Origin of the sequence: Mangrovibacterium sp. (assembly GCF_041596335.1) — a bacterium.
In the GTDB taxonomy this organism is placed as follows: Bacteria; Bacteroidota; Bacteroidia; order Bacteroidales; family Prolixibacteraceae; genus Mangrovibacterium.
The window spans coordinates 1-18,425 of record NZ_JBFHIT010000055.1; the positions used below are offsets into that span (position 1 = coordinate 1).

The window sequence follows — 18,425 nt, forward strand, 5'->3', positions numbered from 1 at the left end:
ATAGCCTTAAAAACAAAAAGGGTCTCTCATTTCTGAGAAACCCTCTTGCGGTGCGGACGGGATTCGAACCCGCGACCCCCGGCGTGACAGGCCGATATTCTAACCAGCTGAACTACCGCACCAAATTGGTTGTTTTTTTGTCGATTTTAAAAGTACTTTTTAAAGAACGAATTGTCTGTAATCCCTTTCTGAAAAGGCTTTGCAAATATAGAGTTTCTTTTTTTCTCTGCAATAGCTCCGGCTAAAAAAATCACCAAAAAATTCGACTTTCTGTGTCCTTAAAAAATAACAGTCTAATTATCAGTATAAATCAAAAATCAACTCAGCTAAATAAATTTTCGCTCATCAATTGTTTTTCGCCACTCCATCGGTAAGCCGTAAGTTTCCCCTTGCGACTTACACACGAATCCAGACAACACAAATTCGGTTTTATGATATTTTCGCTTCCTTTCATGCAATAGTGTCCGAAGAACACAATCGGCTCATTGTCGCCATATGGCGCTCGTTTTGCCACAATTTCGGGGGGAATCTGATAGGCTGGCAGACTAAATCGGCTTTCAAAGGATAGTTCTCCAAAGGTTTTGCTTTCGGGACTCTCCCACCACCGTGAACGAAACGATCGATGCGCACATCCTTCGTTGTCGAAGATTAAAAGGTCTTTGGGCAGTTGGAAGTCGATTCCTTTGCAGGTTTCCCAAAAAGCTTTCGCTATCGGACTGTTGTTTTTGCCAATTATTTGGAGAAATTTCTTCCTTAGCTTGGGTTCAGTCATATTCGCTTTCAGCAATTCAATATTGTCATCCTGCCAACATGCATGTACAACCCGGATCCCATCCAATTCGATATACATAGGCAAAGTACGCAACCAACCGACATAGTCTTTCCAAAGCGGTTTATTCGACTCAAATTCACTCAACGTCGGATTCAAATCCATTCGCAAGCGCGACCATTTTTTGCTCAGATGTTTTCCTTGTTTATCCAACAGGCTATAAAAAAGCGCATTTACTTCGTGATTTCCCAATATGGCGAGTGCTGAGTCATTTTCGACCATCGATCGGACTACCTGAAGCGTTTCTTTGATCTTTGGCCCCCGATTAATAAAGTCTCCAACAAAAATTGCTTTTCGCTCAGGATGTCGATAAACGCCGTCAAGAGCGGCATATCCCATTCGTTTAAGCAGGTCTTTCAATAAAACGGCCTGCCCGTGCACGTCTCCAATTATATCATACATAAACTAAAAAAACCGGGTTAATGCAGGGCAATTTATTACTTTTTTCAAGAAATACAATCTGTCTTCTCCATCGAAACCAACTCCTTGTTCCACCTGCACCCGATTGGATGTGTTACGCACTCCGGCAGCCGACTAGTACATAAAATCAGGTCCTCCTTGAAATCAGCTTAAATTCAAACGAATAAGATTCAATGCGACCAAGTAAATCACCGGTAGAACTAGCAGGAAGAAAACAGCAATAAATAGTACCTACTTACTGGTCAGAGCTCGATCTGGCAGCAATGCAAACGGCCTCTGGAATCATCCGAGAATGCTTCCAGAGGCCGTTATAAGTCAGCAATTTAAACCCAAAGGCTTTTTCTAATTGCTATCCACTCCGATTTATGAAACCGGAATATCTGTATTGACGTTTTTACTACCAATTAATGAATAATACAGAAGGTAAGCTAGCCCAATGAACGGCACCCAATACGATGCCAAATATCCGAAGGTATCAGCAACCCCGTTTTGAATTAAAGGTAAAATTCCACCTCCAACGACCATCGTCATGAAGATACCGGAAGCAGATGCCGTAAATCGGCCCAATCCTTCAACTGCCAGGTTGAAAATACCACCCCACATTACAGAAGTACAGAGTCCGATTAAAACAAGGAACATTGCATTGATAGGCACATTTGCCAATCCGGTTGAAATACCGCTGCTGGAACTTTGAAATACCGGTATTGAAACCGCGATTGAAGTTGGTGCCAAAATTGCAGCAACACACAGAACCATACCGATTGCAGACGCGGTAATCAACATCGATCTACTCGAAACTTTTCCACCAATAGATGCCCCGACAAAACGACCAACAAGCATTAATAGCCAATAAGTTGCAACAACAGTGCCGGCAGTCGCCGCATCCAAGCCTCCGGCATTAGCATCTGCCAAAAAGAAGAACAAAGTTCCCGGAACACCAACTTCTACACCAACATAAATACCAATACCAATGGCTCCCATAATGAAATGGCGGAATGACCATGCACTGTACTGCGATTTTTCAACGATTTTGTCTTTCTGAGTAATGTGAGGTTCAGGAATAGTTACAAAATAAAGAACCAAACCTACCAGGACAAAAACACCCATTGCTATAAACAGCACCGGGTTTACATCCTTAATCCCTGTGTTTTTGGTAACCACTCCGACGAGCATCCCCACAAGCATCGGAACCATGGTTCCGGTTAATGAGTTGAAGGTTGCACCAATCTGAATTAACTGGTTACCTTTTTTGCCGCCACCACCAAGTGTGTTCAACATTGGGTTTACAACAGTATTCAACATACACATGGAGAAACCAGCGATGAAAGCACCCAACAAATACACAAAAAAGCTCTCGGCTACACCGGAGAAATATTGAACGCCAACTCCGATAAAACCGACAACAATAGCAAGCAGGGCAGTTTTCTTATAGCCCACTTTCTCTAATAATTTTCCGGAAGGAATACCCATGAAGGCATAGGCCAGGAAGTTGGCAAAATTACCCAACATGCCTAAAAAATTCGAAGCCTGGAATTGTGATTTTACAACGACACCCATCGGTGCTGCCAAATTTGTGACAAAGGAGATCATACCAAACAGGAGGATCATCATCAGGATTGGCAATCCGTAACTTTTCTTTTCAGTCATACTAATAAACGATTTAGTTGTTGATAGGCTCAACAATCAATTTAAAAATTTAGTTGCTTTAGGATAAACGAGTATCGGGCAAAATACGCTTAATGTTAATTTTACACGATATGGTCACCAAAAGTAAAGTAATTTTCAAACAGTCAAAACAATTTGAAATCAATTTAATGTGAATCCAAATTGGCATGATCATCCAACTTTCTCAAACCACAAACGAGCTGACATGCCCTACATTCGACTCCCCATTCGGGTCAGATTATATTTCTTAGATTTTTAATCTTGCACATACATGACAAGAGAGGCCGATCAGATTAAATCAGACCGGCCTCTCAAATGAAATTCTGTAATAGATTAAGTTCTGATTTTTGAACCTTTAGCTGCAAAGAACACCAGATACAGGTAATAAACAAACAAACAACAAACTGCTGCAATAACAGTACCTGTAGCAGTTTGTACAGCCCCCATGATCGGCATTAAAATAGCCGCACCAATTACCGAGGTTGCGATAATACCGGAAGCCACGTCTGAGTGAGGCCCTAAATCTTCCAATGCCAAACTGTAAATTACAGGCCACATAATTGAGTGGAATAAGCCCGTCCCAAGGAACAGCCACATACTTATGTTTCCTGTCAACAAGATAGCACCGACCAACATGGCCGCACCACCAAAAGCACAGATTGAAAGAATTAACGATGGTTTCGCTTTTTGAAGGACAAAAATACCGATCAATCGGCCAACCATTAATCCTCCCCAATAAAACTTCAACATGTCAGTCGTTGAGGTTTCAATTACAGCGCCTGTTTTTGTTGCAAAATCAGCAAAGAAACTCGGGATACCAATTTCAATTCCCATGTATACAAAAATTGCGAGAGAACCGAGCCAAACGTGTGGGTATTTAAAAGCACTCGATTTGTGCTTTCGTTTACTTGCATCCTCTTTAGCTTCTTGTTCTTCTTTAATATTCGGAAGTTTAAGGAAGAGCATAATCACCAAAATTACAACCGTAGTGATGCCAATCCCAATAAATGGATTTTTAACAATCTCTTTTATGGCTGAATTTTCCATTATTTCGCCCGGAGCAAGCTCTGGTGTAACCAATAAAATTGAAACGAAAATTGGAGCAATAACCGTTGCAACTGAATTTAACGCATTGGTTAAAGTCAACCGACTTGCAGAACCTTCAACAGGCCCCAATGCCACCACGTATGGAGCAGCTGCTACCTGAAGAATTACCACTCCAATTGCAAATATTGAAACTGCACTCAGGAATCCGTAGTAACCAAAGCCAACGCCTGGAATACAAGCGAAAAAACCCAGAGCAATCAAGCCCAACCCTGTAAAAATTGAAAAGCGGTAACCAATTTGCTTAATTAGGAAACCAACCGGTACTGATAAGATATAGGCACCAAAGAAAAAGCTATTCGGCAATTGCTTTTGAACATCATTCAATCCGAAAGCACCCTTCAGGAACTCAATTGTTGAGTTATTCATCGTTGTAATGAAGCCGAACAGGAAGAACAGCGAAGCCATCACAGCCAAGGGAAACAAATACTTATTTTTGCTCATTAGTTAAAATTTAGGTCCGAAACGTTTCGGGTTATAGGTCTAATTTTATTGATCCTTGTTTACGAATAAATAATTTATGACAGGTCCCTTTTCCATACACATGTTCCAGGGTAGTCACGTATTGATCCAGCAAGTCTTGTGGAACGAAAGCCTGGATGGTGCCGCCAAAACCGCCGCCATGCACACGCCATGCGCCTTTGCCTTTTAGTACCATTTCGCTAAGCGCCAAAGCCAACGAAACAACTTGATCGTCCTTGTGCACAACGTCGAAAATATTTTGGTTGTACATATATGAACTGTAGCCCGACTCAACAACCATTTTCAGGAATGCGTCGAAATCATTGTTTTCCAAAGCGGCAACCTGATCAACAACACGTTGGTTATCGCCTTGGAAGTGAAAAGCACGCAAGATCGCTCTGTCTCCTGTTTTCTTGCGGATTTCAGGAATTTTTTCGACAATTTGCTCCAACGTAACTTCGCGCAATACTTTAGCGCCCAACTCAGCAGCTACCGATTTCATTTCAGTTGGTAGCGACGCATATTCGGCCTGAGAAGCCGGATCATCGTGTCCGCCACCAACATCGGTAATAACCAATGCGAAACCAGTCGATACGAAATCAAAATCAACTTCTTTAACGATCGGATTAGCCGGATCTTTGAAGTCGATCGTGATTAAACCACCAACCGAACAAGCAGTTTGATCCATCAAACCACAAGGTTTTCCGAAATAGTTATTTTCGGCCCACTGGCCAATAATACCATTTTCAACGGCACTCATTTTGCCATCGTTGAATAAAGCATTTACGATCGCACCGATCAATACTTCAAATGATGCAGAAGAACTTAAACCAGAGCCTTTAGGTACGCGGCCTTCAATGCAAGCATCGAAACCACCAATCTGATAACCAAGCTCTTTCATGCGGGCGCAAATCCCTTTCACCAAGCTTGTTGATGTGTAGAACAGGCTTTCATCGATGCTCAAATCGCTTAAATCCACCTGAAACTCAGGATATCCGGCAGAAGTGATCCGAATAGTATTCGTACCATTTGCCGTAGCAACGGCAATATTATCCAGATTGACAGCTCCGGCCAACACGCGACCAAAGTTATGGTCGGTATGGTTACCGCCAATTTCAGTACGACCGGGTGAGCTAAACAAACTCACATCGTCTGTACCATAAATCTTTTTAAAATCAGCCATCAAAGCAGCATATCGATCTGCCTGTGCCTTTAAAACCTTTTCATCTGTTCCGTAAAGTTCCTGAAACAATGGATTCTGTCCGTTGTTGATCTTTTCTACGAGAGAACTAATCTTAGTCATAGTTTATTGATTTGTTTTATTGTTGTTTGTAATGAATATCTGATAATTCGCGCAAGCGGCGAGCAGCCTGTTCAGCCGTAATGTCGCGTTGCGGAGTAGCCAACATTTCGTAGCCAACCATAAATTTTTTCACTGATGCTGAGCGCAATAGTGGTGGATAAAAGTGCATATGCAAATGCCATTCAGGATAGTCTTTCCCATCCGTTGGTGCCTGGTGCAAACCTGCTGAATAAGCAAAAGATGTTTCAAACAGGTTATCGTATTTTACGGTGAGTTTCTTATAAATATCAGCCAGTGCAGTCCGTTCGTCATCGGTTAATTGCAGCAGATTTTGCACCGGACGTTTGCTAATAATCATGGTCTCGAAAGGCCACACAGCCCAATAGGGAACCAAAGCCACAAAATACTCATTTTCAACCAAAAGACGATCTTTCTTTTCGAGTTCGGCTGCTAAGTAGTCGCCCAACAAGGTACGCCCGTTCTTTTCGAAATAAGCCTTTTGTGTTACCGATTCCTTCTCCGGTTCAACAGGAACTGAAGACGACGACCAGATTTGTCCGTGTGGGTGCGGATTAGAGCAGCCCATGATCGACCCCTTATTTTCGAATATTTGCACGTAGTTGATCATTTCGTTGCTGCCCAACTCTTCGAATTCACGACACCAAACATCAACAACTTTCCGGATATCAGAAACTTCCATTTCCGGAATGGTGAGGCTATGATTTTCGCTAAAGCAAATCACCTTACAAATACCACTTTCGCTTTTCGACTGAAATAAGCTGTCGCTGGTTCCGCCTTCCGGTGTATCGGTCAACAGAGCGCTGAAATCGTTCGTAAAAACAAAGGTTCCTTTGTAATCGGGATTTTTGTGCCCGCCTGCCCGCTCGTTTCCGGCACATAAATAACAGTCCGGATCATAAGTGGGTCGTTCTTGCAATGTTGGTTTTTCAACTTGCCCTTGCCATGGGCGTTTTGAACGATGCGGCGACACTAAAATCCAGTCGTTTGTCAATGGATTGAACCGTCGGTGTGGATGATCTTCAATATTAAAACTTGTCATATTTTAAAACTTTATCTACTGGTAGGTACTGGTGGGTAAAATTACAGATAAAGTGCTACATGAGTTCGGTTGAACTCATGTTATAAAGCACAAAAATCAATTCCTATTAAATTTTCAAAGTGAATTTCTACGAATTAGTTTGGCTGGATTGGCAATTTTTGAACTACCTTTTTCTTCGATCATTTTCGCCAGTGTTTTCCCCATTAGCGAGAAATCGGTCGAGATCGTGGTAATTCCGCCGGCGACTACTTCTTTGAGCATGGTATCATTAAAAGAAACAATCCCAAGATCGGTTCCCAGCTGAAGATCGAGCTCAGTAGCCAATTTGACCAATCGAACCAGGTTTCTATCGGAAGGAACGAAATATGCCTCCCCCTTGTGAATCTTCCGATCAACCAACGATCGCAATATTTCATACGAGATATTCCTCTCTTCGCAAAACTTCTTAAAGCCAATCATCCGTCCTTCCGGCTCCTTCCCTCCCGGAAAAATCATCAGAAGCTTTTCATATTTTTGAAGTAAATCTTCATTTTCGGTTAAAGCCTGATAAATATCGGTCTCAAAATCCTGATAGACAACCGGATATTTTTTCAGATCAGCTTTCATCCGGTCAATCACATACACCTTATCTTCAGGCAAAGTGGCCAGCAAATCAGCAGTATAATCAAAAGTTGCCGGCATAATTACGTAGGAAGTATATTTCCCAACACTGGCAGCGATCAGGTCTTTAAACAACTTAAAATTAAAGTGATGAAAATAGATATCAACGGTTGTCCGCTCGTTTAACGCGGTCAGGAAAGCAGTATATAAATCCTCTTTAAACGCGTTTAACTCATCAAAAAGCAAAAATATCCGTTCATTTACATTCACATCAACACTATTAATATAGTATCCTTTGCCGGGAATAGAACTAATAATACCTTTAGCCTTTAACTCATTGAAAGCAACCATTACCGTATCTCGCGACAGCTCAAATTCGGTACAAATTTGGTTAAGTGAAGGAATCTTATCCCCTACCACCAAATCACCGTCTGATATGGCCTGATAAATTGAATTGATTATTTGCCGGTATTTGGGAATGCCCAAAGAATCGTCGATTTGTATGTTTTTCACAGGTTACTTAATTAGTCCGTCATTCTAAAACCAAAATTAAAAAAAAATCAGCAAAACATAACAACCAGTACCTACCAGTATGAATTTTTATTCATTATATTTGTGTTTCAGATCTAAATAGAAGTAAAACCGACTTGTCGGCAAACGCAGGTAAATCCTTCATTCGGCAGGTTGAAAATTCGATTATAAACTATGAAAATATCAAGTAAACCGTTCGGCCAAACCAAAGATGGGCAGAAAGTCAGTCTTTTCTCGCTGGAGAATGACAACCAAGTTTGCATTACAATTAGTGATTATGGTGCATTAATAACCTCAGTTTTAGCGCCTGACAAAGCAGGCAAGATCGAAAATATAGTTTGTGGTTTTGAAAAAATCGACGATTATTTGTCGGAAGCCTATCTGGGCAGTTACCCTTATTTTGGAGCAATAATTGGTCGTTTTGGGAACCGCATTGCAAATGGCCGTTACTCAATTGATGGAGTTGATTATGAAGGTGCTATCAACAATGGCCCCAACCACCTGCATGGCGGACTGATTGGCTTCGACCGTAAGGTATGGTCTACTGAGACATTTGAAATTAAAGGAAAAGTTGGCTTAAAACTCAGCTACCTAAGTCCGGATGGAGAAGAAGGTTATCCGGGTAATCTGAAGGTGAGCTGCACCTATACGCTCGACAACGAAAATAAGCTCGAGATTGTTTACGAAGCTGAAACAGACAAAACAACGATCGTCAACCTGACGAACCACAGCTACTTCAACTTAACCGGTGGAAAAGAAAATATTTTGAATCATGAGTTGGAGTTGACTGCCAAAAAGTACACCGAAGCAAAAGATATGATTCCGACAGGAAAAATCGTTTCGGTTGAAAATACAGTTTTTGATTTCAACAAAACCAAAAAACTTAACAGGGATATTGCCGGTCTGGCCGATGGATACGACTTAAACTTTGTATTGGATAACGACGAAGGTAAACTAGTTTATGCGGGTTGCCTGTCTGAAGCTGAAAGTGGCCGTACTGTAAAAGTATACACTACTCAGCCGGGTATTCAACTCTACACCGGATACTGGATTCCTGAGCTGACCATTGATGGTAAAAAGAAATTCGGTAGCTATGCCGGTGTGGCGCTGGAAACTCAACACTACCCCGACTCTCCGAACCATGATAATTTCCCGACAACAGAGCTCAAGCCCGGCGAAAAGTATCTGGAAAGTACGATCTACCAATTTGGAACATTATAAAACGAGGAGGCCCACGGGCCTCTTTTTTTGTGCTTTATGGCAGGGTTCTATGGGTATGGGTTATTTTTCTATTTTTGCTGCCGACTTTCAATTTTAGAATCCACTGTATGAAAACAATTATTGAACTGTTTGAAACCAGCGTAGCTAAGTTCCCAAATAATATTTACCTGTGGGAAAAACAAAACGGGCAGTTTGTAGGTACAACCTATCTGGAAACCCATGAAAAAGTGCTGGAGTTTGCAGCTGGCTTAATCAAGCTGGGTGTAAAAAAGGGGGATCGAATCGGCTTGGTTTCAGAAGGAAGAGACCAATGGATTATCAGCGAACTGGGTATTTTATATGCCGGCGCGATCAATGTCCCCCTATCGGTTAAGCTAGATGCTAAATCGGAACTAAAATTTCGACTCGACCATTCCGGCAGCCGTTTTGTAATTGTGTCAAAAGGACAAGCTGCAAAAATTGAAGAAATCCGAAACGATTTACCACTTCTCGAAGCGGTGATCTACCTGGATGAAAAAGAAAACCCGGGAAAAGATGACCTCTATTTCGGAGATATTGTACAAGCCGGGAAAACGCTTTTAGACGAAAACAAAAAACAGGTTACAGATCGGTTTCAGGCGGTCATGCCAAACGACTTGGCAAATATTTCATACACTTCGGGGACCACTGCCGACCCAAAAGGGATCATGCTCTCGCATTTGAATTATGCAGCCAATGTCGTCCAATCAAATACACTCATGGAAATTACGCAGGACTGGAAAACGCTGGCTTTCCTCCCTTGGGATCATGCGTTTGCACACACAGCCTGCCTCTATTGTTTCATGTACAATGGCGCGAGTGTAGCATCGCTCGAGATGGGCTCCACTCCGATGGAAACCTTGAAGAACATTCCTAAAAATATTAAGGAGATCAAGCCACAAGTGTTGATGAGTGTCCCCGCTATCGCGAAAAACTTCCGTAAAGGAATTGAAAGCAGCATTCGACAGAAAGGCTCCAAAACAGAAAAACTTTTTGAGCATGCCCTAAAAATTGCCTACAAATACAACGGAGATGGTTATAATCGGGGCAAAGGAATCCGATTCATTTATAAACCTCTGGTTGCTCTTTACGATAAAATTTTGTTCTCAAAAATTCGGGAAGGATTCGGTGGCCAGCTAAAATTATTCGTTGGCGGAGGTGCTCTTCTTGATATCGAATTGCAACGATTCTTCTATGCCATCGGCATTCCAATGTGCCAGGGGTATGGCCTGTCGGAAGCGGCTCCGGTTATTTCGTCAAACGCCCTCCATGCCATTAAGTTTGGCACATCCGGCCGCTTGGTAAAATACATGGAACTAAAGATTGTGGACTCAGATGGAAATGAATTACCAACCGGTGAAAAAGGTGAAATTATTGTTCGGGGCGACAATGTTATGCTCGGCTATTGGCAAAACCCTACTTCCACTGCAGACACATTGCGCAACGGGTGGTTGCATACCGGTGATATGGGCTACCTCGACAAGGACGACTTTCTACATGTACTTGGCCGCTTTAAAAGCCTTTTGATCGGGAACGATGGTGAAAAATACAGCCCCGAAGGTATCGAAGAAGCCATTGTAGAACAATCACATCTGATTGAACAATGCATGTTGTACAATAATCAGAACCCATACACGACCGGACTCATCGTCCCTAACATAGCCGGCATTACACGGATTTTGAACCATAAAGGAATTAGCGTTAACAGCGAGGAAGCCGTTACTGAGAGTCTTAGACTGATTCAGTCGGAGATTGACAAATACAAAAGCGGCGGTGAATTTGAGAACTCATTCCCGGAACGATGGCTGCCTGCTACGATCGCTCTGCTACCCGAGGCGTTTACCGAACAGAATCATTTACTTAATTCAACCATGAAAATGGTTCGCGGTAAAATTACCGAACGTTTTGTTGATGAACTGGACTTTCTGTATACCGCTGAATCAAAATCCATTGTCAATGAGCGCAATAAAAAAGCGATGACTAATTGGTTGGGCTAATAGCCGACTGAAAAAAATTATGGGTGGAGGATCAATCAAACCGATTCTCTGCCTTTTTTATTGGTGCGAGAACGTAAAAGACAGAAACAGCAACTCAGTTTTGCAAACGAAAGTTGGGAAATTGTATTGCGCTTAATTTGAAACAAAAGCTACTCAGCTTCTTGTTTCAAACTTCTCGCAAAGCCTTAGCAGGCTTCATTTTTATGAAGATTCGCCTTCATTGCTATTACCATGTATGGTTTCACAATCTCTTTGGTTAATCCATTGGGCACCAATACCGATTCAATCCCAATTGAGCGAATTTCTTCCACATTCCGGTACTCATCATCAAAGAATACAACATCCTCTTTCGCAACCTTCAACTCTTTGAGAATTCGGTCGAAATGAGTCAATTTTGATCCAGGGTAAATTTCACGCGAATCGATAAAGTGATCAATCTCAAACATATGCAAGAGTTGTTTTGCAACAGTTGGTGCATTCGTTCTTGATGCTAAAGCAATCAAATGCCCCTCTTCTTTAAGTTCAGTTAAAATTTCTTTCACCTCCGGGTACAGATAGATCCATCGCCCATCCTGATCCGTCAACTTACGATCTTTCCACGCAAATGGAGGATGTGTGCTATCGCACCAAGTACCACCTGCATTCCAGATCGTAAAATCTAAATCAAATACAAATAGTTTCATAATCGTTATTTTTAAATTAAAACACAATCGTTAGCTAAGACCTGCTATCCGACTTCCTTACGACTACGAATAAAGCATTTTCACGGAATAAGGTTCATGAGAAAAGACAGATGAAGGCGAATTTAGTTATTACTTCATATTCTGTTAAAAAATAAGCAACAAATCAACAAAAATGTAACTGGCAAATGGTATAGAAAAAGCGGGAATCACTCGTCAGAGTAAATTCCCGCTTTCTGTTTATTAAGCTTTAAATTCGAATCCTTTTGGGGATACTTTAGTTACCACTTGGGTAACTTCTAAGCCAAGTCTGTAATCGCTTTATATTTTGGAACGAGAGCTTTCATGACGACCCAACCAATCAGGTAGGCAACAGCGCAAACTCCAAATATAACAAAGTATCCGGCTTCGATACCGACGAAACCCATGACGTTCAATGGCTGACGAACAAATTCGGCTCCTTCTGCAAGCATCTCTCTGCTCATAGGAACTTCAAGCCCTTTATACATGGTAGAACCACGAGAAAAGTCAAACAACAGACCTGAGCCTTTGTTGATAAGCACCGAACCAGCTCCACCGGCCAAACCACCAATACCAGTTACTGTTGCAACCGCAGCTTTCGGGAACATGTCGCTTACTGTAGTGAAAATGTTCGCCGACCAAGCCTGATGCGCAGCACCTGCAATACCAATAATAATTACAGGGAACCAGTAGGTTAAGTGTCCGAGTGGTTGTGCAAAGACGGCTAATAACGGGAAGAATGCAAAAATCAACATCGATTTCATACGTCCGGCGTAAGGATGCATGCCTTTACTATCGACAAAATAAGTTGGCAACCAGCCACCGATAATTGAAAGTAGCGTAATAGCATACAGGACGAACAAAGCCAATTGGGCTGCAGTATCAGAAGACTCCATTCCGTATACCGAACTCAAGTAAGCCGGAGTCCAGAACAAGTAGAACCACCATACGCCGTCAGTCATAAATTTACCGAAAGCGAAAGCCCAGGTTTGTTTGTATTTCAACAACTGGACCATACTCATTTTCTTGCCTTTTTCAGCAATTTCTTCATCTGTTTTTCCTGCATCCGGATCATCGTCATCCTGATTGATGTAATCCAGCTCTGCTTTATTTACCTTAGGATGTTTATCCGGTTTGTTATAGCCAAACTGCCACCATCCCATCCAAACAAAACCAAGACCACCAATTACGATAAAGGCAGCTTCCCAGCCAAAGTGTTTGGCAAGCAACGGAATTGTTACCGGAGCAGCCAAAGCGCCGACTGTTGCCCCCGCATTAAAAATTGATGTAGCGTAAGCACGGTCTTTCTTCGGGAAATATTCAGCGGTTGTTTTAATAGCTGCAGGGAAGTTACCCGCCTCACCGATCGCCAATACTAAACGCGCGAAAATAAACAGCACAACACTCACGTTCAAAACTCTGGCGATATCGCCTGTTGTTTTTACGAATTGGTCGATATGCTCACGAGCCTCCGCGAAACCGACAAACCAATGGCCGGTTAACACGCCGGAAGTTGCAATACCACAAAATGCATGTAAAACAGCACCCAGTGACCAAATTCCGATAGCCCACATGAACCCTTTCTTTGTATCCATCCAGTCGACAAAACGACCGGCGAACAACAGACTTATAGCATAAAATGCAGAGAACCAAGCCGTAATAGTACCATAATCACTGTCGGTCCAGTGAAATTCGGGGGCGATAAAATCTTTCCAAGTTAAGGAAAGGACCTGTCGGTCTAGGTAATTTACGGTTGTTGCCATAAACAACATAGCTACGATCGTCCATCGATATCTGGACATCTTTTCAGTAATTTGACTGATACTCATGATAATTTAAAGGTTTTAGTTGTTGATAGATTCTATTTCAGAGTGATTTTAACGGAGCTTTTTTGCGATAGCCAAGGCTTCCTTGCACTTATTTTCAACAAAAGCCCAGTCTTTATTGGCTAATACGTCAGCAGGGAATAGTTGAGATCCCATACCAACACAATGAACACCGGCTTTAAACCATCCGGTCATGTTTGCTTCGTCAGGAGATACACCTCCGGTAGGCATGATGCTGGCATAAGGCATTGGGCCTTTAACAGCTTTTACAAAATCAGGACCGCCAACTGATGAACCAGGGAACACTTTCACGACTTCGCAACCTAGTTCGTGAGCACGAACAACCTCGGTTACCGAACCGCAACCCGGGCTCCAGGCTACTTTACGTTTGTTGCAAATACGAGCCATTTCTTCGTCAACGATTGGTGCAACAATAAAGTCGGCACCCAATTGGATGTACAGTGCTGTTGTTGGTCCATCGATAATTGAGCCAACACCCAAAATCATTTCTGGGCATTCAACAGCCGACCATTTTACTAATTCTGTAAATACTTCGTGTGCAAAATCACCACGGTTAGTAAATTCGAAAACACGAATACCACCATTGTAACATGCTTTTACTACTGATTTGCAGACTTCAATATCTTTGTGGTAGAATACCGGTACAACACCGGTTTCTTTCATTTTAATTGCTACTTCTATTCTTGAAAAACGAGCCATAACTACCTGATTATAAAATTAAAAACGACTTGAACATAAACACAAAAACCCCTCCTATCGGAGGGGTACGAAGATCTATCGAGATACACGCCCGGAAGCGTCACCACCCATTAATTTTTCAACTTCGTCGACAGTTGCACGGTTATAATCACCGTAAATTGTGTGTTTTAAACACGAAGCAGCTACCGCGAAATTTAGTGCTTTTTGATCATCAGAAGAATAAGTTAACAATCCGTAGATCAAACCACCCATGAACGAGTCGCCACCACCAACACGGTCAACAATGTGAGTAATTTGGTAGGTTGGAGATTCGAACAGTTTTTCTCCGTCGAAAAGCACGCCGGCCCAACTATTGTGGTTTGCATTAATTGATCCACGCAGTGTAGTGATAACTTTTTTCACACGTGGGAACTTAGCCATAATTTGTTTGGATACTGATTCATAGGCAGCTCCTTCAACATGGCCGCCTGTTACATCAACACCTTCAGGATGAATACCTAAAGCCATTGCTGCATCTTCTTCGTTACCTAAAACAATGTCGGTTCCGGCAACCAAAGCAGGCATAACCTCGCCACAAGCTTTACCATATTTCCACAAGTTCTTGCGGTAGTTCAAGTCGCATGAAACAGTAACTCCCATTTCGTTGGCTACTTGAATAGCTTCCAAACAAGCATCAGCAGCACTTTGCGAAATTGCCGGAGTGATACCTGTCCAATGGAACCATTTTGCATCTTTGAAGATTTCTTTCCAGTTTACCATACCCGGCTTAATCTCAGAAATTGCTGAGTGAGCACGGTCATAAACAACTTTTGAAGCGCGACTAACGGCTCCTGTTTCCAGAAAATAGATCCCTAAACGATCTCCACCCCAAATGATTTTATCCGTTCCTACGCCATACTTTCTTAAATCCATACGGCAAGCTTCACCGATATCATTTTTAGGAAGACGTGTAACAAAATCAACAGGCAATCCATAGTTAGCCAATGATACTGCTACGTTCGCTTCACCACCACCATATGTAGCAGTGAAAGAATCTGTTTGTGCAAAACGCAAATAACCAGGGGTTGCTAAACGCAACATGATTTCTCCAAATGTAACTACTTTTTTACTCATATTATTTCAACATTAAAATACTCCGTGCAATCGATTGCAAAGATATAACACTTTTTCAATCTTACAAGACAGCAATTTAATTTAAACTAATTCGGAATGACTAAAAATTAAAATAGTTTCTTGCGTTATTAAAAGAGATATTTTCAACCATACTCCCTAACAATTCCATGTCGTTGGGGATCTCTCCGTTTTCAACATCGTTCCCCAGAAGGTTACAAAGCGTTCTGCGAAAATATTCGTGACGAGTATAAGACAGGAAACTGCGGGAGTCGGTTAACATCCCTATAAATCGGCTTAACAAACCCAAGTTCGAAAGCGCGTTCATTTGCTTTTCCATCCCATCTTTCTGATCCAAAAACCACCAACCTGATCCGTATTGGATTTTACCGGGAACGGATCCGTCCTGAAAGTTACCTGCCATGGTTGCATACAACTCGTTATCGCGTGGATTTAGGTTATACAGGATTGTTTTACTGAGCTTGTTTTCCATGTCCAGCCGATCCAACAATTTAGACAATGGTGCCGCTACAGGCAGGTCGCCAATTGAGTCGAAACCGGTATCTGGCCCTAATTTCTTAAAAAGCCGGGTGTTGTTGTTCCGCAGAGCTCCGATATGGAATTGCTGTGTCCAACCTCGCTTGTGGTCCAATAAACCAAACTCGAACAACATACACGACTGGAATTTAACAACCTCTGTTCGATCCAGTTTTTTGCCTTCCCGTACGCTGGCGAAAATTTCCTTGATTTCTTCCTGTGTATAGTCAGCAGCATACGCCGTGTCTAAACCATGGTCAGACAAGCGACATCCATTTTCATGAAAAAACTGGTGTCTATTGTCCAACGCAGCAATTAAATCATCGAATGTTTTAATTGCCATTCCAGATGCACTCTCCAGCTGAGCCAAATAATCGTTGAAGGATGCAGGATTTTCAACCATCGTAGCTTTGTCGGGACGCCACGCGGGCAATACTGCAACTTCAAACCCTGATGCTTTTATTTGCCTGTGATATTCTAAGGTATCAACAGGATCATCGGTAGTACAGATCGTATGGACATTTGCCATGCGAATCAACCCCTGACAGCTGTATTCCGGCGTGTTTAATTTCGCATTACACTCATCGTAAATTTCCCGGGCAGTTGCCGGACTCAACAATTTATCGATACCAAAGAACTTTTTCAATTCCAGGTGCGTCCAATGATACAATGGATTTCTTAATGTTTGAGGCACTGTTTCAGCCCATTTTTCAAACTTTTCCCAATCACTGGCATCACCGGTACAAAAACGTTCATCAACTCCATTCGTACGCATCGCTCTCCACTTATAGTGATCGCCATACAACCAAACTTCGGTAATCGTTTTAAACCGACGATCCTCTGCAATATCTTTCGTATTAAGATGGCAGTGATAGTCAAAAATCGGCATTTTCGACGCGTGATTATGATATAGTTTTTGAGCTGTTTCCGTTTTTAACAGGAAATTCTCATCCATGAACTTTTTCATCTTATTTCTTACTTTTGGTTTTTATAAATCAAACAGACGTTTTAGATGGCGATCATAAATATTTTCCTCCACACAGGCGCCAACAATCTCACTATGTTTCTCCAACAAACTAATGTAAGTTTCACCTAGTTCGGCCGCCACTTTATATCCGACGTGAATTAACTGGCGGAAGTTTGGATTGTACTCAGCATGCCCCGGAATATGGCGCAGCGTATTTGCAAATTTTTCGCCGCTCCAGGCTGCCACTTCGTCAACCGACGGCAATTTACTGTCGTCGATATCAATTACATCGGCGTATGGTGCACAAAGCTCCTCTTTACGGCCCAATGCTTTGGCATAAATATCTTTCGCAACTTTCAACCCTTCCTCTCCGGCAATTGACAAACCAATTACTTCTTCCAACCAAGTTGTTCCTGCTGTTTTTACGTGCAGGCCTTTGTCATGCTTTTTTATGAGGTCAGCCATGATTGGATAAATGGTGAATTTATCGCTACCAGAGTGAACACTCAACTTCAGGTTTTCCGGTAAGCCGAAGTGTTTAACGGCGTAATCAAGAACCATCAGGTCTGCTTCAAATTCTTTGGCAAACTGAGCTGAGTCACCAATATAATCGACTCCTTTATTAAAACGGCCTGTAAATTTGGGCGCAAATGTCTGAGCCGGAATCCCTGCATCAGCAATCATTTTCATAATAAAGAACATATCAACAGGCGTTTGCGGAGAATCAACTTCATCCATTGAAACCTCTGTAATGAACTTGCCCTTGCCTTTTACCGACTCAATATGGCGATAGATCTTACCGGCTTCTTTTACGGCTTCCAAAAATTTACCGGCAACCTTTTTAAGCAAATCGTCAGTAATGACAATCGACTCTTCAAGACCATCAATCTTAATTTCATCGCCTAAAGCTTTACACGAGGAAATAAATGCTTCAACATCTTCAGTTGCCGATGGGTTACCAATGTATGTTGCGACATCTAAAGTAAAGAAGTCAGCAGTAGCAACAAAACGATCAACATTTGTCAGGTTGATATGATCCGCGTCAACACGATACTCCCCGGTCCATCCCAATGCCTTCACCGCCGCATCCGCTTCAATTCGGGTTTCAGCAGGTTCTGAATGAATCGTATTGTGCTCACGGTTCGACTTATTCCACACCGGAACTATTTCAATCCCCTTGGCATTTGCCTTCATTAAAGCTCTTAACTGTGCTTCACCCTGATGACCGAAACGATCTCCTACTCCGAAACTGTATTTTCCCAATTTCATAACCTAATTTGATTTAACGATGATTACTTTGTTCATAAAACCGTGGAAGATTTAAACCTCCGTGTTCGCACACGAAAATAGAGTT

General features: G+C 42.1%; 14 protein-coding genes and 1 tRNA gene. 2 read left to right on the forward strand and 13 right to left on the reverse strand.

The features are described 5' to 3' along the window. Positions 1–48: 48 nt before the first annotated feature. The 7 genes from ABZD21_RS15915 to ABZD21_RS15945 all read right to left on the reverse strand — a co-directional run bounded on the left by ABZD21_RS15915 (position 49) and on the right by ABZD21_RS15945 (position 7,956). Positions 49–122 (reverse strand) — tRNA-Asp (locus ABZD21_RS15915). Positions 123–322: 200 nt separating this feature from the next. Further along, positions 323–1,231 carry a metallophosphoesterase gene (locus ABZD21_RS15920; protein WP_372776078.1) on the reverse strand — a complete coding sequence of 303 codons (909 nt, stop codon included), beginning with the start codon at positions 1,229–1,231 and terminating at the stop codon, positions 323–325. 381 nt (positions 1,232–1,612) lie between these two features. Continuing rightward, on the reverse strand, positions 1,613–2,896 hold the full coding sequence (locus ABZD21_RS15925; protein ID WP_372776079.1) for an MFS transporter: 1,284 nt from the start codon (positions 2,894–2,896) through the stop codon (positions 1,613–1,615). Positions 2,897–3,247: 351 nt separating this feature from the next. Then, a complete protein-coding gene (gene gluP / locus ABZD21_RS15930; protein WP_372776080.1) occupies positions 3,248–4,462 on the reverse strand; it encodes a glucose/galactose MFS transporter in 1,215 nt (404 codons plus the stop codon). 31 nt (positions 4,463–4,493) lie between these two features. Further along, positions 4,494–5,783 carry a galactokinase gene (locus ABZD21_RS15935; RefSeq protein WP_372776081.1) on the reverse strand — a complete coding sequence of 430 codons (1,290 nt, stop codon included), beginning with the start codon at positions 5,781–5,783 and terminating at the stop codon, positions 4,494–4,496. A 16-nt stretch (positions 5,784–5,799) separates the two neighbouring features. After that, the gene (locus ABZD21_RS15940) at positions 5,800–6,843 is read right to left on the reverse strand and encodes a UDP-glucose--hexose-1-phosphate uridylyltransferase (protein ID WP_372776082.1); all 1,044 of its coding nucleotides are present in this window, start codon (positions 6,841–6,843) and stop codon (positions 5,800–5,802) included. Between the two features lie 114 nt (positions 6,844–6,957). Further along, on the reverse strand, positions 6,958–7,956 hold the full coding sequence (locus ABZD21_RS15945) for a GntR family transcriptional regulator (protein ID WP_372776083.1): 999 nt from the start codon (positions 7,954–7,956) through the stop codon (positions 6,958–6,960). A 192-nt stretch (positions 7,957–8,148) separates the two neighbouring features. Between ABZD21_RS15945 and ABZD21_RS15950 the strand changes: the two genes are divergently transcribed. Further along, positions 8,149–9,195, forward strand: a complete 1,047-nt coding sequence (locus ABZD21_RS15950; protein ID WP_372776084.1) for an aldose epimerase family protein — start codon at positions 8,149–8,151, stop codon at positions 9,193–9,195. 107 nt (positions 9,196–9,302) lie between these two features. Beyond that, positions 9,303–11,210 carry a long-chain fatty acid--CoA ligase gene (locus ABZD21_RS15955; RefSeq protein ID WP_372776085.1) on the forward strand — a complete coding sequence of 636 codons (1,908 nt, stop codon included), beginning with the start codon at positions 9,303–9,305 and terminating at the stop codon, positions 11,208–11,210. A 185-nt stretch (positions 11,211–11,395) separates the two neighbouring features. Here ABZD21_RS15955 and ABZD21_RS15960 read toward each other — a convergent pair whose 3' ends face one another. From ABZD21_RS15960 to ABZD21_RS15985, 6 genes are all read right to left on the reverse strand, one after another. Continuing rightward, on the reverse strand, positions 11,396–11,893 hold the full coding sequence (locus tag ABZD21_RS15960; RefSeq protein WP_372776087.1) for a magnesium-dependent phosphatase-1: 498 nt from the start codon (positions 11,891–11,893) through the stop codon (positions 11,396–11,398). Between the two features lie 296 nt (positions 11,894–12,189). After that, positions 12,190–13,740, reverse strand: coding sequence for an MFS transporter (locus ABZD21_RS15965; RefSeq protein ID WP_372776088.1), 1,551 nt, complete (start codon positions 13,738–13,740; stop codon positions 12,190–12,192). 48 nt (positions 13,741–13,788) lie between these two features. Next, a complete protein-coding gene (locus ABZD21_RS15970) occupies positions 13,789–14,457 on the reverse strand; it encodes a bifunctional 4-hydroxy-2-oxoglutarate aldolase/2-dehydro-3-deoxy-phosphogluconate aldolase (protein ID WP_372776089.1) in 669 nt (222 codons plus the stop codon). 75 nt (positions 14,458–14,532) lie between these two features. Further along, on the reverse strand, positions 14,533–15,570 hold the full coding sequence (locus ABZD21_RS15975; protein ID WP_372776090.1) for a PfkB family carbohydrate kinase: 1,038 nt from the start codon (positions 15,568–15,570) through the stop codon (positions 14,533–14,535). Between the two features lie 100 nt (positions 15,571–15,670). Further along, positions 15,671–17,071, reverse strand: coding sequence for a glucuronate isomerase (gene uxaC, locus ABZD21_RS15980; protein WP_372776091.1), 1,401 nt, complete (start codon positions 17,069–17,071; stop codon positions 15,671–15,673). A gap of 21 nt (positions 17,072–17,092) precedes the next feature. Next, on the reverse strand, positions 17,093–18,340 hold the full coding sequence (locus ABZD21_RS15985) for a tagaturonate epimerase family protein (protein WP_372776092.1): 1,248 nt from the start codon (positions 18,338–18,340) through the stop codon (positions 17,093–17,095). Positions 18,341–18,425: the final 85 nt, after the last annotated feature.